10 protein-coding genes are annotated in these 16,577 nt (G+C 69.6%); 7 read left to right on the top strand and 3 right to left on the bottom strand.

Translation table 11 applies throughout. The annotated features are described in order from the left end of the window. Positions 1–2: 2 nt before the first annotated feature. Positions 3–2,513 (top strand): glycoside hydrolase family 3 N-terminal domain-containing protein, encoded by a 2,511-nt coding sequence (locus ACDF64_RS14440; protein WP_394552056.1) that lies wholly within the window; start codon positions 3–5, stop codon positions 2,511–2,513. A gap of 3 nt (positions 2,514–2,516) precedes the next feature. After that, positions 2,517–5,114, top strand: coding sequence for a family 78 glycoside hydrolase catalytic domain (locus ACDF64_RS14435; RefSeq protein WP_394552055.1), 2,598 nt, complete (start codon positions 2,517–2,519; stop codon positions 5,112–5,114). Between the two features lie 12 nt (positions 5,115–5,126). Here the strand turns inward: ACDF64_RS14435 and ACDF64_RS14430 are convergent, their stop codons facing one another. The 3 genes from ACDF64_RS14430 to ACDF64_RS14420 all read right to left on the bottom strand — a co-directional run bounded on the left by ACDF64_RS14430 (position 5,127) and on the right by ACDF64_RS14420 (position 8,328). Next, complete coding sequence (locus tag ACDF64_RS14430; RefSeq protein ID WP_394552054.1) at positions 5,127–6,113, bottom strand: LacI family DNA-binding transcriptional regulator; 987 nt, start codon at positions 6,111–6,113, stop codon at positions 5,127–5,129. 190 nt (positions 6,114–6,303) lie between these two features. Continuing rightward, a complete protein-coding gene (locus tag ACDF64_RS14425; protein ID WP_394552053.1) occupies positions 6,304–7,263 on the bottom strand; it encodes a LysR family transcriptional regulator in 960 nt (319 codons plus the stop codon). Positions 7,264–7,290: 27 nt separating this feature from the next. After that, positions 7,291–8,328 (bottom strand): LacI family DNA-binding transcriptional regulator, encoded by a 1,038-nt coding sequence (locus ACDF64_RS14420; RefSeq protein WP_394552052.1) that lies wholly within the window; start codon positions 8,326–8,328, stop codon positions 7,291–7,293. A gap of 183 nt (positions 8,329–8,511) precedes the next feature. Here ACDF64_RS14420 and ACDF64_RS14415 point away from each other — a divergent pair, with 183 nt between their 5' ends. The 5 genes from ACDF64_RS14415 (at position 8,512) to ACDF64_RS14395 (ending at position 16,553) form a co-directional block, all read left to right on the top strand. Continuing rightward, positions 8,512–9,825: an ABC transporter substrate-binding protein gene (locus tag ACDF64_RS14415; protein ID WP_394552051.1), complete on the top strand. Its 1,314-nt coding sequence runs from the start codon at positions 8,512–8,514 to the stop codon at positions 9,823–9,825. Between the two features lie 74 nt (positions 9,826–9,899). Beyond that, positions 9,900–10,784: a carbohydrate ABC transporter permease gene (locus ACDF64_RS14410; protein WP_394552050.1), complete on the top strand. Its 885-nt coding sequence runs from the start codon at positions 9,900–9,902 to the stop codon at positions 10,782–10,784. Positions 10,785–10,789: 5 nt separating this feature from the next. Next, positions 10,790–11,692, top strand: coding sequence for a carbohydrate ABC transporter permease (locus ACDF64_RS14405; RefSeq protein ID WP_394552049.1), 903 nt, complete (start codon positions 10,790–10,792; stop codon positions 11,690–11,692). Next, positions 11,689–14,331, top strand: coding sequence for a family 78 glycoside hydrolase catalytic domain (locus tag ACDF64_RS14400; RefSeq protein ID WP_394552048.1), 2,643 nt, complete (start codon positions 11,689–11,691; stop codon positions 14,329–14,331). The genes ACDF64_RS14405 and ACDF64_RS14400 overlap by 4 nt, the downstream gene beginning before the upstream one ends. Next, positions 14,328–16,553: a glycoside hydrolase family 3 C-terminal domain-containing protein gene (locus ACDF64_RS14395; RefSeq protein ID WP_394552047.1), complete on the top strand. Its 2,226-nt coding sequence runs from the start codon at positions 14,328–14,330 to the stop codon at positions 16,551–16,553. Before ACDF64_RS14400 ends, ACDF64_RS14395 begins: the two co-directional genes overlap by 4 nt. Positions 16,554–16,577 lie beyond the last annotated feature (24 nt).

The raw sequence follows: 16,577 nt of genomic DNA, 5'->3' as shown, positions 1-16,577 counted from the left end.
CCATGAGTTCCATTGCGACCACGTCCGGGCAGTCGAGCACGATCGACGAGCTCCTCGCCCAGTTGACCCTCGACGAGAAGGCGCAACTGCTCGGCGGCGTCGACACCTGGAACACCTTCGCGGTCCCGCGGCTCGGCATCCCGAGCCTGCTGCTGACCGACGGTCCGCACGGCGTGCGGACGGTGCGCGACGAGGGTGGGTCGTTCGACCTCGGCAACAGCCACCCGGCCACCTCGTTCCCGACGTCGGCGACGGTCGCGCACTCCTGGGATCCCCGCCACGCCCGCAGGATGGGCGCCGCCATCGCGCTCGAAAGCCGCGACCTCGGCGTGCACGTGCTGCTCGCGCCTGGCGTGAACATCATGCGCGACCCGCGGTGCGGTCGGAACTTCGAGTACTACTCGGAGGACCCGCTCGTCTCGGGCGCGTTCGGCAGTGCCTTCGTGCAGGGCGTGCAGGGCGAGGGGGTCGCGACGAGCGTCAAGCACTTCGCCGCGAACTCGAACGAGGACTACCGGTTCGTCGGGGACAGTGTCATCGACGAGCGGGCACTCCGGGAGATCTACCTCCGCGCGTTCGAGCGGATCGTCCGCGAGGCGAAGCCCGCGACGGTGATGTGCGCCTACAACCGGCTGAACGGCACCTTCTGCTCCGACCACCGCGAGCTGCTCACCGGCATCCTGCGCGACGAATGGGGCTTCGACGGGGTCGTGATGACCGACTGGGGCGCCATGCACGACCGCGTGGCCGCCCTCGAAGCGGGCTGCGAGCTCGACATGCCCGGCGGTGTGGAGCACAACGGCGCGGCGATCGTCTCGGCCGTCGAGCACGGACGGCTCGCGCCCGAGGTCCTCGATGAGGCGGTCCGGCGGATGCTCCAGCTCGTCGAGCGCGCGAGCGGTGGGGCCGTGACGTCCGCTGAGCCGCACGACCCGGTCGCGCACGCGGCACTCGCGCGCGAGATCGCCACCGACAGCGGCGTGCTGCTCGCCAACGACGGCACACTGCCGATCGACCCTGCCGCGGCTCCCGGTTCGCTCGCCGTGATTGGCGAACTGTTCGAGAAGATGCGGTTCCAGGGTGCGGGATCCTCGCTGATCCTGCCGCCGCAGGTCGTCACGCCGAAGGACGCCTTCGACCGGCGCGGCATCGCCTACACGTACGCCCGCGGGTATCGGACCCTGACTGCTGAACGGGACGCCGGCCTCGAACGCGAGGCGCTCGCCTCAGCGGCCGCTGCGAAGACCGTGCTCTTCTTCGGCGGTCTCGACGACTTCGAGGAGAGCGAGGGCTTCGACCGCTCGCATCTGCGCCTCGGCGACCCCCAGGTCGCCCTGCTGCGCGATCTGCTCGACTCCGGTGCCCGGGTGGTGCTCGTGCTCTTCGCCGGGGCCCCCGTCGAACTGCCGTTCGCCGAGGAACTGGCGGCCGTGCTCGACCTGGCCCTGCCAGGCATGCACGGGGGCGAGGCGGCCGCGGCACTCCTCTTCGGTGAGGCGAATCCGTCGGGCAAGCTCACCGAGACGTGGATTCGCACGGCCGACGACTCGAGCGCGGCCGCGGACTACGACCGCGGTGTCGTCGCCCGGTACGCCGAGTCGATCTACGTCGGCTACCGGTTCCACGACAAAGCCGGCACCGCGGTGCGCTACCCCTTCGGACACGGGCTGTCGTACACGTCATTCGAGTACCGCGACCTCGAGGTCCGGGTCGAGGGCGACCGGGTCTCGGTGGCCGCGACGATCGCGAACATCGGCGATCGCGACGGGTCGGAGGTCCTCCAGTTGTACGTCCGGAACAACGACGGTGCCGTCTTCAAAGCCGAGCAGGAACTGCGGGCGTTCACCAAGGTGCGCGTCGCCGCCGGCGCCGCTGAGCGGGTGGCCGTCGAGTTCGAACTCGGCGATCTGTCGTACTGGGATGTCGCCGAACACGACTGGGTGCTGGAGGACGGCGAGTACGAGATCCGGCTCGCCGCGTCCGCCGCCGATGTGCGCCTCGCCGCCCCGCTGGTCGTCGACCGCGGCCGCACCTCGCGGTCGCCGTACCCGGCTGCCGTTGACGCCGACTACGCCAGGCCCCCGATCGGCATCCCTGAGAGCTTCCCGGCGCTCGTCGGCCGTGCGGTGCCCGCCGGAGACCCCTCGGGACGCCTGACGCTGGAGACCAGGTTCGCGGACGCACGTCGTTCGTTGATCGGCCGGCTGCTGCTCGGCGCCGTCAGCGGTCGGGTCCGCAAGGACTTCCGCGTCGCGCAGGCGCTGCCGGAATCCGCCGAGCGCGACGCCAGGCTGAAGAACGCGCACTTCGTGCTCCGCATGATGCCATCCATGTCGCTGCGGAGCATGGCGATGTCCTCCGGAGGCGCCATGCCGTACCACCTCGCGGCCGGGCTCGCGGAGATCGATGCGGGGCATCCGATCCGAGGTATCCGACGTATCCTGCGCGGACCGGCCAAGCCGCCCGCGACCACCCATGTCGGCGCCGGCCCGACCGAACGAACCGAGAGCTGAGCCATGCGCATCACCCGACTGACCGTCGACGGCCTCGAATCCGGTCGCATCACAGATGAGGCGCCCACGATCGCGTTCGCGCTCGACTCCGCGAGGCCGGGCGAGGCGCTCGCGTCCGCTCGCGTGCGTGCCGGCGGCTGGGAGACGAAGACCGACCAGCAGGTCGGCATCCGATATGGCGGGACGCTCGAGCCTTACCAGGAGTACATCGTCCAGGTCGAGGCGACGGGCACGAGCGGCACGACCGCCACGGCCGAGACCTCGTTCCGCACCGGCCGCTTGGACCGGCCATGGGTCGCCCGGTGGATCACGGACGTCGCCTATCGGACCCCGAAGCAGCAGTCGCCCGTGCCCATGGTGTTCCGCACCGCGTTCGCCGCACCGAAGCCGGTGCAGCGTGCATGGATCGAGGCGACGGCGCTGGGCGTCTACGAACTCGAACTCAACGGCGAGAAGGTCGGCGACGAGTACTTCGCGCCCGGATTCACCTCGTACGCGCATCGCATCCAGGTGCAGACCTACGACGTGACGGCGGCCCTCGAGGCATCCAACACGCTCGTCGCGACGGTCGCTGGCGGCTGGGCCGTGGGCTCGTTCACGCACAAGCGCAAGAACATGATCTACGCCGACCGGCAGGCGTTCCTGTGCGAACTCCACCTCGAGTACGCCGACGGCACCGCCGAGGTCCTGGCGACGGGCCCGGACTGGGAGGTCGCGACCGATGGCCCGGTGCGGATGGCCGAGTGGTACGACGGCGAGACCTACGACGCGACCGTCGACCTCGCCGACCTGACCTGGAAGGCGGCCGACGTCACCGCCCCGCGGGGCACGCCCGCACTCGTCGCCCAGGTCGGACCGCCCGTGCGCGCCCAGCGCACAATGAACCCGGTCTCGCGGACGGTCGCACCGAGCGGCGAGGTCGTCTACGACTTCGGTCAGAACTTCGCCGGCGTCGTGCACGCCCGCCTTCGGGGCCGCCGCGGTCAGGAGGTCGTGTTCCGGCACGCCGAGGTGCTCGTCGACGACGAGCTGTTCACCACCTCCCTCCGCACCGCGAAGGCGACCGCGACCTACACCTGCGTCGACGGCGAGCAGGAGTACTCGCCGCGCTTGACCTACATGGGCTTCCGGTTCGTCGGCGTCCGCGGCATCGACCCCGCCGACCTCGAGCTCACAGCACTGGTCCTCCACTCCGACCTGCCCGAGACCGGCGAGTTCGAGTGCTCCGACCCGCTGCTCAACCGCCTGCAGGATGCCATCCGCTGGGGCGGCAGATCCAACTTCGTCGACATCCCCACCGACTGTCCGCAGCGCGACGAGCGCGAAGGCTGGACGGGCGACCTGGCCGTGTTCGCCTCGACCGCCGCGTTCAACTTCGACATGAGCCGCTTCCTCGACAAGTGGCTGCGCGACGTCACCGCCGAACAGGCGCTCGGCGGCGGCATCCCGATGGTCGTGCCGAAAGCCGGAAACCCGTTCCCGACGATGGCGACCTCCGTCTGGGGCGATGTCTGCATCCTCGCACCGTGGGCCGAGTATCTCGCGCGCGGCGACCTCGGCCTCCTGCGCCGGCAGTACGGCACGATGCGACGCTTCCTCAGGGCAGCGGGCCGGTGGGCGAAGTTCCTCTCGGTCGGCACCGACCGCCGCCGCATCTGGCGATTCCCGTTCCACTTCGGTGACTGGGCCGCGCCGACCGGCGGCGCGAAGGACTGGCTCGCCCGGGGCAAGTGGATCGGCACCGCCTACTACGCGAACTCCTGCTCGCTCGTCGCGCGCATCGCAGAGCTCCTCGGTGAGCACGAGGACGCCGCGCGCTACCGCGAACTCCACGAGCAGATCGCTCGCGCCTACCGCCGGGTCTTCACCGACGGGAAGGGCACGCTCATGGACGAGTTCCAGACGGGGTACGTGCTGCCGCTGCACTTCGGCCTCGTCGAGGGCGCAGAGCGCGAGCGGATGGCCGACAACCTGGTGCGCCTGATCGACGCGAACGACGGTCGGCTCTCGACCGGCTTCCCGGGCACGCCGTACATCCTGTTCGCACTCTCCGACAGCGGTCGCGTCGAGGAGGCGTACCGCCTCTTGCTGCAGACCGGCTGCCCCTCCTGGCTCTACATGATCGAGTCCGGCGGCACGACGATCTGGGAGCGCTGGGACGCCCTGCGCCCCGACGGGACGGTCAACATCGCCGATCTGACGCCCGGCGGCTCCGATGGAGAGGCCGGCGGCATGGTCTCGTTCAACCACTACGCCGCCGGCGCCGTGGGCGACTGGATGTATCGCCGTATCGCCGGCCTCGAGCCCACTTCGGGTGGCTACCGCACGTTCCGGGTCGCTCCGCTCCTCGGCGGCGACCTCACGTCGGCCCGCGCCGCGATGCGAACTCCGTACGGCACCGCATCGTCGTCGTGGACGCTCGACGGGCAACGGTTCGCGCTGCACATCGAAGTCCCGGTCTCCACGACCGCCACGGTCGTGCTGCCCGACGGGACCGAGCACGAGTGCGCGAGCGGCCACCACGAATTCGCGTGCGAGCTCCCGGCCGCCCTCGCGAGCACGGCGACGGATCCTGCGATGCTGCCGGCTCGCCGCGGTTGAGGTCTCGCGCGGTCAGCTGGTCTCGCGGGCGACGAGTTCGGCCGTCGTGAACGGACGATTCGTCGGTACCGGCGCCCCGGCGGCTGCCGTGAGCGCCATCTGCGCGAAGTACCGCCCGAGACCCTTGATGTCGATCCGGACGGTGCTGAGGGCCGGCACGAGGAGTTCGGCGATGGGGGCGTCGTCGTGCCCGATGATCGCAAGCTGTTCCGGCACCGCGATGCCGGACCTGAGCGCTGCGCGGAGCAGGCGCGCGGCGATGTCGTCGTTGTAGGCCACGACGCCATCGGCGCCGGCCTCGAGGAACGAAGCCAGTGCGCGGGCCGCATCCGCCGCCTCGACGTCACTGCTCGCCACGAGCTCCACTCCGGGCGTGCGCGCGATCTCCTCGCGTGCGGTCGACCGGCGCAGGTCGAGCAGGTCGGACACGCGCGGATCGGCGGAGCCGGCATAGGCCAGCCTCGTGCGGCCTTGCGCGACGAGGTGGCGCACCTGCAGCACCGGGCCGTCACTCAACTCGTCGAGGGCGGAACCGTCCTCGACGGCCGTCTCGGGCACGATGTGCTCGACCCCGGCGGCGCGGAAGCGCGCGATCTGATCGCGCGTGAACGGCGTCAGGCCCATCACGACATCGGGGGAGAGAGTCTCCCAGAGCGGCTGCGCCGTGCCGCCCGCGTGCGGCGTCATCGTCACGAGCGAGTACCCCGCCTCGTCGAGCGCCAAGGATGCCTCGTCGAGGTTCGTGCGGAGGTTGTGGTCGAGCGGCCAGTCCGGCATCACGAGCAGCACGATGCGGCTGCGTCCGCTCGCGAGGGCGCGTGCGGCGGAGTTCGCGCGGTAGCCGAGGCGCTTCGCCTCCTCGATGACGCGTTCGCGCGTGGCATCCGAGATCTTCTGGCCCGGAGTGTCGTTCAGGACGAATCCGACCGTGGCGCGGGACAGTCCGAGCGAGCGGGCCACGTCAGCTGCGGTGACGCGCTTCTGCGTGGTCGTGGGCATGGCACCTCCGGGTCGGACTTGCACGCGCTAGTCGATTCAGCGTAGCATCCGAGGAACTCCCCGACGGGCTGCCGAGGATCAGCCGGGTGATCTCGAAGAGATCGAATCCCACGCGCGAGAAGTTCCTGATCAGCGCCAGATCAATCACGATGGGGCCAGCAGCCCTGGAAGCTCCGAGATCCCGGCTGGTTCACGCCTGCGAAATGCGCTCCGCCACCGCGGCGACCTGATTCCGGAACCACCGGTGGCCGGCATCATGCTCGTGCGCGGGGCTCCACCAGAAGGCCTGCTTGATGCCGGGGATGGGGATCGGGCAGTCGACCGCGACGACGTCGCCGCGAAGCTCGAATCGTTCGACGAGTGACACAGGGACGAACGCGACGCGATCCGTGCCGGCCACCATGTCGGGCAGGGTGAGGAAGCTCCGCGTCGTCACCTGGGTGCGCGGATAGACACCCAGGACGTGGAGCTCGCGGGTCGCGGCCACGATCGCGGTGCGCCCGCTGTAGGTCGTCGCCCATGGTCGAGCGCCGAGTTCCTCGATCGTCAGCGGGGTGTCCGCGGCTCCCGCGGCCACCAGGCACCGCCATCGGTCCGTGAACAGGTCGATGAACTCGACGTGCTCGAGGTATCCGTGGGGAAGGATCAACCCGTCGATGTCTCGCAGCGAATCAGGTGCCTCGTCGACGACCGCGTCCTGGACGTGCTCCATGCGGAGCATCACGTCGGGTGCCGCCGCCGAGAGCTGCCGGGCCAGCGTTGCGCCGAACACCGACGCCACGTAGTCCGAGCACACCAGTCGGAACTCCCGGCTGCTCTCCTTCGGTCGGAACTCGGCCTGCGCACTGAACACGCGACTGAGGGCGCTGCTCGCCTGCGTCACGGTCTCGAGCAGCTCCACGCCGAGCGGGCTCAGGACGTACCGGTTTCCCGATCGCACGAGCAGCTCATCGCCGAAGTGCCGTCGCAGGCGAGAGAGCGCGGCCGACAGCGCCGGCTGGCTCATGAACATGCGATCCGCCGCGCGGCTCACGCTCCGTTCCTCGAGGAGCATCTGCAGGGGCACGATGAGATTGAGGTCGACCGAGCTCAATTGGAGCGTGGTTCGACCGGGTTCGCCCGCGGTCTCGGCCTCGGGTTCCTTCGTCATCGTCGACGGCCCTCCCTCGGGTTCGGATCAGCGTTCGGTGCTGCGCCGCGCGATCAGGGTCGGCGCGAGTCGGACGGCCCGGTGCTGGTGCTCCGCCCCCTCGACCTCGTCGATGAGGAGGCCGGCCCCGAGGTATCCGAGTTCCTCGCCCGGTTGGCTGATCGTCGAGATCGGGATCGGTGCGTCCCAGGCGGCTTGGTTGTTGTCGTATCCAATCACACTGACGGTTTCGGGGACCGAGATCGGGCGGATCTCGGAGAGCGCCTGCACGATCCCGGCGGCCAACAGGTCGGATGCCGCGACGATGCCGTCGACCTCGCCGTCGAGCACCGGGTCGGCGAGGCGGCGACCCACCTGCCACCCGTCGGAGCGGTTCACCCAGGCGGGCGCGATCACGTCGACCGGCGCGAGTCCTGCCTCGCCCAGCGCTCGCAGGAAGCCCAGGCGGCGGTCGGCGACCGGCTGGAGCGTGTCGGGGCCGCCGACGAAGACGATGCGTCGGCGGCCCGTTTCGAGCAGGTGCGCGGTTGCGAGGTATCCGCCGGCCTCGTTGTCGATCGAGGCCGTGCAGTAGCGACCGGTGTCGTCGTGGAAGTTCAGCATCACGATCGGCTGGCCGTAGGCGTGACGTCCCGCGATCGCGCGGAAATGGGAGGCGTCGTTGAGCGTGAGCAGCACGCCGCGGACGCGCGTCTCGGCGAAGAGGCCGACGTACCGGTCCTCGCGCTCGAGCTTGCCGTCGCTGTTCGCGAGCACGACCGAGAGGCCGCGTTCCTCGGCGGCCCGTTCGGCGCCCCGCGCGATGTCGACGAAGAGCGAATTGCCGAGGTCCGACAGGATCAGGCCGAAGGAGCGCGTGCCGCCGGCGGCGAGCTGGCGTGCGGCGCCGTTCGGGATGTAGCCCAGCATCCCGATGGCCCGGTCGATCCGCTCCAGGGTCGAGGGTGCGACGCGCTCCCGGTGGTTCAGCGCATTGGACACGCTCGCGATCGAGACGCCGGCAAGGGCGGCCACGTCCTTGATTCCGGGGGAGGACGGTTCCTCGCGCGACAGTGCGTCTGACATGCGTCGAAGCCTAACCCACCGTTGGAGCGCTTCAACGCATCGGCCCGGTAGGTATCCGTCCGGCGAATATCGGCTATTCCGCAGACAAGCCCTGACTACGGTCCATTTGGCTGTTCGAGCTGTCCGGCCCGACCTACGCTCTCGTTGTAGCGCTTCAAACGAGGCCGCATTCAAGGAGGAACTGTGACCACAGCACGCAAGCGGGCGACGAAGCTCGTTCCGCTCATCGCCGGCATCGGCGTCACCGCGCTCGCGCTCACCGGCTGCAGCGGGAGCGGCAGCGGAGGCGGCGAGGTGACGGCACCGGACAAGTTCAGCTACCTCTCGTTCGCCGAGAACACCTCGATCCAGGAGACGCTCGGTGCGCTCTCCGAGGGCGAGTGCTCGGCCGAGAACGAGGCCCTTCCGCTGGACGTCACGACGCAGCCGCAGGCGAGCTACGACCAGCAGCTCCAGCTGCTCGCCGGCCAGAACGCACTGCCGGTGCTGTTCGCGAGCGGCAACACGCCGCAGGTCGCCAAGGACCTGCAGAAGGGCGGCAAGCTCGTCGACGTCGAGCAGGCGCTCGAGGACCTCGACCTGTCCGACGCGATCATCCCGGCGGCGAAGTCGACGATCGACGCGCTGTACGACGGTGAGCAGTACGTGCTCCCCACGGAGTTCAACGTCGAGGGCATCTGGTACAACAAGCAGCTCTTCGCCGACAACGGCATCGAGGTGCCGGCCACCTGGGACGAGCTCGTGGCCGCCGCCGACGAGCTGAACGCGGCCGGTGTCATCCCGTTCTCGGCCGACGGCCAGGACGGTTGGCCGCTCACGCGCCTCGTGGGCAACTACATCTACCGCTCGCTCGGACCGGACGCGCTGCAGAAGGTCGCCGATGGCGACGCGAAGCTGACCGACCCCGAGTACGTCGAGGCCGCGACCGCGGTCGCCGAGCTCGGTGAGAAGGGCTACTTCGGCCCGTCGGTGACCTCGATCGACTACATGACGGCCGTGAACCAGTTCCTCACCGGTCAGGCGGGCATGTTCTACATGGGCAGCTGGGTCCTCGCGAACTTCAACGACCCTGCGCAGAACCAGATCGGCGTCGAGAACATCGGCTTCATCCCCTTCCCTGAGGTCGAGGGCGGTGCTGGCTCGTCCGACCAGCTCGCCGCGAACGTGGGCGTGCCGCTCGCGCTCTCGAAGGCGTCCTACTCCGACGACGTCGCATCGTGGCTCGGCTGCTTCGCCGAGAACTTCGGCTCGAACTCGCTCGAGAACCAGGGCGTCATCACCGGCTTCAAGGTGTCGACGCCGGTCGAGGACCTCCCGCCGCTGACGCAGACCGTCCAGGAGCAGATCGACGCGACCACGCAGAGCGTGCTCTGGTTCGAGGCGCTCTTCAACGCGAAGGCCGCCACCACCAGCCAGACCAACGCCTCCCAGCTCGTCACCGGCGCGATCAGCCCCGAGGACTTCATGGAGACCGTCCAGGCCGACCTCGGCAACTAGCCGACCACGGGTGCGCGCCTCCCACGCTCAGGGGAGGCGCGCACCCCTCGGCATGACACGAAAGACCATCTGCAGTGAATCGCGTTCTTGGTGACTGGCGGGCCGTCACCGTTCTCCTGGGCCCCGCGCTCCTCGTCTACAGCCTCGTCATGCTCGTGCCGATCTTCTGGTCGCTCGGGTACACGGTGTTCGAGGGCAACCCGATCATCGGCTTCACCTTCGTCGGCTGGGACAACATCCTCGCCCTCTTCACCGACCCGAAGGTCGCCGACGCCCTGTTCTTCACGATCAAGTACGCGATCGTCCTCACTGTCGGTCAGGTGCTCGTCGGATACGGCTTGAGCCTGCTCTACGTCTTCTGGCTGCGGAAGGCGTCGGGACTGATCCGCACCCTCGTGTTCTTCCCGGTCGTGCTGCCGACCGTCGCGGTGGCGCTGCTCTTCCAGGCCCTCTTCTCGATCGCGCCGCAGCTGGGCCCCGTGAACGCGATGCTGAACTGGTTCGGCGTCGAGTCCATCGACTGGTTCGCCTCGGGGACGACGGCGTTCTGGGTCATCATCATCATGGACATCTGGCGCTCGATGGGCTTCTACGCGGTCCTCCTGTACGCCGGCCTCGTCGACATCCCCGAGGAGCTGTTCGAGTCCGCGCGCATCGACGGGGCTTCCGGATGGCGGCTCATCCGGCACATCGTGATCCCGCTGTCGCTGCCCGTGCTCTTCTCCTCGATCATCTTCAGCATCAACGGCACCCTGAAGGTCTTCGACTCGGTGCTCGCGCTCACCAACGGCGGCCCGGGCAACACGACGACGCCGCTCACGCTGTACATGTACCAGACCTCGTTCACCTACGGCGAGTACGGATACGGCAGCTCGATCGCGCTCATGCTGACGATCCTGTGCCTCCTCGTCACCCTGTTCATCTTCCGTTCGTCGCGCCGCGACCTCACGAAGGGGTGACCCCCGTGACCCACACCACCCTCGAGACCGTCGCCCGCCCGTCCGTGCAGGCACCCGAGCCCCAGCGCCGGAGTCCGATGCGGCGGCTGGGCCGCATCCCCGGCTGGCTCGTCGTGACCGTGCTGCTGATCGCCGTGGTCTATCCGCTCTTCTGGCTGCTCACCGGATCGTTCAAGACGCAATACGAGTTCCTGAACAACCCGACCTGGTCGCTCCCGGAGGACTGGACGAACTTCGACAACTACATCGAGGCGTTCACCACCGGGAACCTCGCCGTCTACATCAAGAACAGCATCCTCGCGACCCTCCCGGCGCTCGCACTCACGATCATCTTCGGCGTGGCCGCGGGCTTCGCCCTCGAGGTCATGGTCTGGAAGGGGCGCGGCACGGTCCTGCTGCTCTTCCTCGCCGGCATCATGGTGCCCGGCCAGATGATCCTGCTGCCGCTGTTCACGATCTACTTCCAGACCGGGCTGACGGGCACCCTCTGGCCGCTCATCATCACGTACACCGCGATCGGGCTGCCGCTGACGGTCTTCATGATGGCCACGTTCTTCCGGAGCGTGCCGCGCGAGATCTTCGAGGCCGCGACGCTCGACGGTGCGAGCATCTACCGGCAGTTCTGGTCGATCGGCTTCCCACTGGTGAAGAACGCGATCTTCACCGTCGCGCTCGTGCAGTTCTTCTTCATCTGGAACGACCTGCTCATCGCGCTGACCTTCACGAACCGCGACGACCTCCGGACCATCCAGGTCGGCCTGCTCAACTTCACGGGCGAGTTCGGCCAGGTGCAGTACGGGCCGACCTTCGCCGCGGTGTGCGTCAACGTGTTCGGCACGCTGATCATCTACCTGTTCCTCAACCAGCGGGTCATGAAGGGCATGACCGCCGGGGCGGTGAAGGGGTGAGTGTCGTCGACGTGCGCGTCGAGCACCTCGCGGACCCGCTCGGGATCGGAACCCCCAGCCCTCGGCTGAGCTGGCGACTGACCACCGGGACGCAGACCGCCTATGAGATCGAGGTGCGCCATCGCGACGGCCGCTCGGAGCGCGTTCGAGTCGAGAGCGGCGACGTGCTGTACCGGCCGTGGCCGTTCGCGCCGTTGGCCTCACGCGAATCGGTCGACCTCCGAGTTCGTTCGCGGCTCGACGGAGCGGGGGAGTTCGGCTCGTGGAGCGAACCGCTCCGCGTCGAGGCGGGTCTCCTCGAGGAGTCGGACTGGCAGGTCGACTGGGTCTCCCCGTCGGTCGAGGCGCCGCACGACGGTCCACGGCCGGCGCACCTCCTCCGGGCCGAGTTCTCGGTCGACGGCGAGATCCGTCGAGCACGGCTCTACGCCACCGCCCACGGGGTGTACGACGTCGAGATCAATGGCGCGGCCGCATCCGACGAGGTGCTCGCCCCCGGTTGGAGCTCGTATCGCCACCGGCTCCGATACCGCACGATCGACGTCGCCGGGCTCGTGGAGCCTGGACGCAACGTGATCGGCGTGCACCTGGCCGACGGCTGGTACCGCGGTCGGATCGGCTTCAACGGCGGGCTCTGGGACGAGTACGGCACGGATGCCTCGGTGCTCGTGCAACTCGAGATCGAGGATGCCTCGGGCAGCCGGGTGGTCCCGCTCGAGTGGCGAGCCGGCGAGAGCCCCGTCGTCGCGACCGGACTCTACGAGGGGGAGCGTCATGACGCGCGCCTCGAGCAGGACGGCTGGTCGCGGGCCGGCTTCGACGACAGCGGATGGCGCACGCCGGAGCGGATGCCCCGCAGCCGGTTCGGCGCCGACCTGGAAGCGCCCACGGGACCTCCGGTCCGCGTCGTCGAGACCATCCGACCGAGCGTCCTCGAGCGGAGGGACGATGGCACCCTCCTGCTCGATGTCGGCCAGAACATCGCCGGGAAGATCCGGATCGGCACCGCGGCGGCCGCCGGCAGCACCGTGAGGATCCGCCACGCGGAGGTCCTCGACGGCGGCGCACTCGCCACCCGACCGCTCCGGTCGGCGACCTCGGTCGACGAGTACACCTTCGCCGACGGCGGCCGCGTGACCTGGACGCCCCGGTTCACCGTGCACGGCTTCCGGTACGTCGAGATCAGCGGCCTTCCCGACCTCACCGTCGACGAGGTCGAAGCGCTCGTCGTGCATTCGGACATGCGGCGCAACGGATGGTTCGAGACCGATCACCCGCTGCTCGACCGGTTCCACGAGAACGTCGTCTGGAGCATGCGCGACAACTTCGTCGACCTGCCGACGGACTGCCCCCAGCGCGACGAGCGGCTGGGGTGGACCGGCGACATCCAGGTGTTCGCCCCGACCGCGGCGTTCCTGTACGACTCGACCGGCGTGCTGCGCAACTGGCTCCGCGACCTCGCGGCCGAGCAGGCCGCGATGGGGTCCGTACCGAATTTCGTCCCGTGGATCGACTGCGGCTTCCCGCGCGATCCCGCCGCCGTTTGGGGCGATGCAGCGGTCATCGTGCCGTGGACCCTCTACCGCCGAACTGGCGACGCCGGCATCCTGCGCGAGCAGTTCGCGAGCATGCGGGCCTGGGTCGATCAGGTGTTCGCCCTGACCGGCGGGACCGGCCACTGGAACCACGGGTTCCAGCTCGGGGACTGGCTCGACCCGGCCGCACCCCCGGAGCGGCCGGGCGACTCGAAGACCGACCAGTACCTCGTCGCAACGGCATACCTCGCGCACTCGGCACGGCTCGTGCGCGAGGCCGCGTCGGTGCTTGGCGAGATCGAGGCGGAACGACGGTATGCCGACATCCACGATGCCGCGGCCTCCGCGTTCCGCCGCCACTACGTCGCACCGTCGGGCCGCGTCGTCAGCGACACCGTCACCGCGACCGCCATCGCCATCGCGTTCGACCTCCTCGACGACGCCGCGCAGCGCGCCGAGGCGGGCGCACGGCTCGCGGAACTCGTCAGCGGCGGCGACTACCTCATCCAGACCGGATTCACGGGGACGCCCATCGTGTGCGACGCGCTCGCCTCGACCGGGCACCTCGACGACGCGTACCACCTGCTGCTCCGCACGGAGTCGCCGTCCTGGCTGTACGCGGTGGTCATGGGGGCGACGACGGTGTGGGAGCGGTGGGACAGCATGCTCCCGGACGGGACGATCAACCCCGGCGAGATGACCTCCTTCAACCACTACGCACTGGGCGCAGTCGCGGACTTCCTGCACCGCGTCATCGGCGGCGTCGCCGAGCTCGAGCCCGGGTTCCGGCGCGTCCGCATCGCGCCGCGCCCCGGCGGCGGACTCCACCGAGCCGAAGCACGCCACGACAGCCCGTACGGGACGATCGTCAGCGCGTGGCAGCGGGTCGACGACCGGATGACCCTGCGCGTGACGGTCCCGGCCGGGGTGATCGCCGAGATCCACCTGCCGGACCGTGCCGGAACCCGGCACACCGTCGGCGAGGGAACGTACGACTACGCGTTCCCCCACCGGGCCGCGGCAGCCGACCCCGTCCGGCCACGACGCTGGAACATCCACAACCCCCAGGAGCGACTCGAGATGATCGAAGCGGGTGTGCTGTGAGCGACGACTCAGGGACGCACGAACTGACACTCCAGCAGGCCGCCGGCCTGCTGTCGGGCGCGGACATGGCCTCGACGAAGGCGGTGCCGTCGCGTGGCATCCCCGCCGTGATGATGACCGACGGGTCCAACGGCCTGGCGATGAACCTGCCCGACTTCTCCGGCAAGGTGCCCGCGACGTGTTTCCCCACCTCCTCGGCCATGGCCGCGACCTGGGATCCCGAACTCGTCTCGCGCGTCGCTGCGCGGATCGCGATCGAAGCGCGAGAGGCCGGCGCGCAGGTGCTGCTCAGCCCGGGCATGAACCTGAAGCGATCCCCGCTCGGAGGCCGGAACTTCGAGTACTACTCGGAGGATCCGCACCTCACCGCCGAACTCGCGACCGGATTCGTCCACGGGGTCCAAGGTCAGGGCATCGGTGCCTGCGTCAAGCACTACGTCGCGAACAACCAGGAGACCGACCGCATGCGCGTGAGCGCCGAGGTCTCAGAACGAGCACTGCGGGAGATGTACCTGCACGCGTTCGAGCAGGTCGTCACCCGGGCCCGGCCGTGGCTCGTGATGGCGTCGTACAACCGCGTGAACGGAACCTACGTCAGCCAGGATGAGCGACTCCTGACCGGCATCCTCCGCGACGAGTGGGGCTTCGGCGGCGTCGTCGTCTCCGACTGGGGCGCGGTCGAGAACCGGGTGCTCGCACTCAGCGCCGGTCTCGACCTGGAGATGCCGTCGACGTCCGGCGCGTCCGATGCCCTGGTCGTGCAGGCTGTGCAGGAGGGCGCGCTCGACCCCGAGGTCGTGCACCGCTCGGCTGACCGCGTCGCGGCACTGGCCAGGCGAACGGCCCACCGCGGGGGCGGCAGTACCCCGCACGACGCCGACCCCGATCCCGACGCGCTCGCCGTCCTCGCGGCGGCCCGCTCGATCGTGCTGCTGCAGAACGACCGAGACGTGCTCCCGCTGGATTCCGCGGCGAACGTCGTCGTCGTCGGCGCATTCGCGCACACGCCGCGCTTCCAGGGCGGCGGCAGCGCCGGCGTGCACGCACGCGTCCCGGCCGGATCGATCGTCGAGGCGCTCGAGCAGCGACACGCCGGCCGGGTGACGTTCGCGCCCGGGTACGACGCGAGCGGGACGGACCTGCTCGAGGACTCGCTCGAGTCAGCCGTCACCGCAGCCCGCGCGGCCGACATCGCGATCGTCGTGGTCGGCTCGCCGGAATCCGCGGAGAGCGAGGGCTACGACCGCGCCGACCTGCACCTGCCGTCCGTGCAGGAACAGCTCATCCGGGACGTCGCCGCAGCCGCTCCCCGCTGCGTCGTCGTGGTGATCGCCGGCGGCCCCGTCCACACCGAGACCTGGCGTCACGAGGTCGACGCGATCGTCGCCACCGGACTCGCCGGGCAGGGCGTCAGCCAGGCGCTCGGCGCCATCCTCGTGGGCGATTCCGAGCCGTCCGGTCGACTCGCCGAGACGTGGCCCGTCGAACTCTCCGACACTCCGAGCTACCTGAGCTTTCCCGGGGAATCCGGGCGAAGCATCTACGGCGAGGGCATCTTCGTCGGCTACCGCGGGCACGACCTCGCAGGCGGTCGCGTGGCGTTCCCGTTCGGCCACGGCCTGTCGTACACGAGCGTCGAGTACTCCGACGTCGCCGTCGAACCGACCGACTCCGGTTGGGCGGTGTCGCTCGTGGTGCACAACCGCGGCCGGCGCCCGGGTCGCGACGTCGTGCAGGTCTACGTCGAACCGCCGGCCGAGAGCCCGGTGCGTCGGGCTCGCCGGACCCTCGCAGGGTTCGCCTCGGTGGCGATCGAGGCCGGCGAGTCGCGACGGGTGCGCATCGACGTGCCGACGCGCGCCCTCGAGCGATGGGACGAGCGTCTCGATCGATGGGTCCTGGACGCAGGGACCTACGGATTCGCGGTCGGGCGTTCGTCTCGGCAACTGCTGGTTCGTGCGGATGTGGACGTCGCCGGCGTCGTGGAGACGCCGCCGCTCACGCTCGACTCGACCCTCGTGGAGTGGCTCGACCACCCGAGTGCCGGGCCCGCGCTGCGTGCGGCCGTCGCCGAGGCGGACCCTTCCGGCCGGACGAGCGGCATGCTCACGAACCCCGTCGCGATCCTCATGATCGGCGGCCTGCCGATCCACCGCCTGGCGATCGATGCGGGCAACGCGCTGACCACCTCGATGCTGGACGACATCGCGGCATCGCTCTGACGTCGGCGCCGCGCGCGCATCCGC

The sequence above is a fragment of the Agromyces sp. MMS24-JH15 genome, from assembly GCF_043518605.1.
Lineage (GTDB): Bacteria > Actinomycetota > Actinomycetes > Actinomycetales > Microbacteriaceae > Agromyces.
Note: the sequence above shows the minus strand (reverse complement) of the source record. Positions and strands in the feature narration are given on the sequence as shown.

What these genes read in the sequence shown, in the direction of transcription:
- ACDF64_RS14440 (WP_394552056.1), top strand. Translation starts at nt 3, where the DNA reads ATGAGTTCCATTGCGACCACGTCCGGGCAGTCGAGCACGATCGACGAG.
- ACDF64_RS14435 (WP_394552055.1), top strand. Translation starts at nt 2,517, where the DNA reads ATGCGCATCACCCGACTGACCGTCGACGGCCTCGAATCCGGTCGCATC.
- ACDF64_RS14430 (WP_394552054.1), bottom strand. Translation starts at nt 6,113, where the DNA reads ATGCCCACGACCACGCAGAAGCGCGTCACCGCAGCTGACGTGGCCCGC.
- ACDF64_RS14425 (WP_394552053.1), bottom strand. Translation starts at nt 7,263, where the DNA reads ATGACGAAGGAACCCGAGGCCGAGACCGCGGGCGAACCCGGTCGAACC.
- ACDF64_RS14420 (WP_394552052.1), bottom strand. Translation starts at nt 8,328, where the DNA reads ATGTCAGACGCACTGTCGCGCGAGGAACCGTCCTCCCCCGGAATCAAG.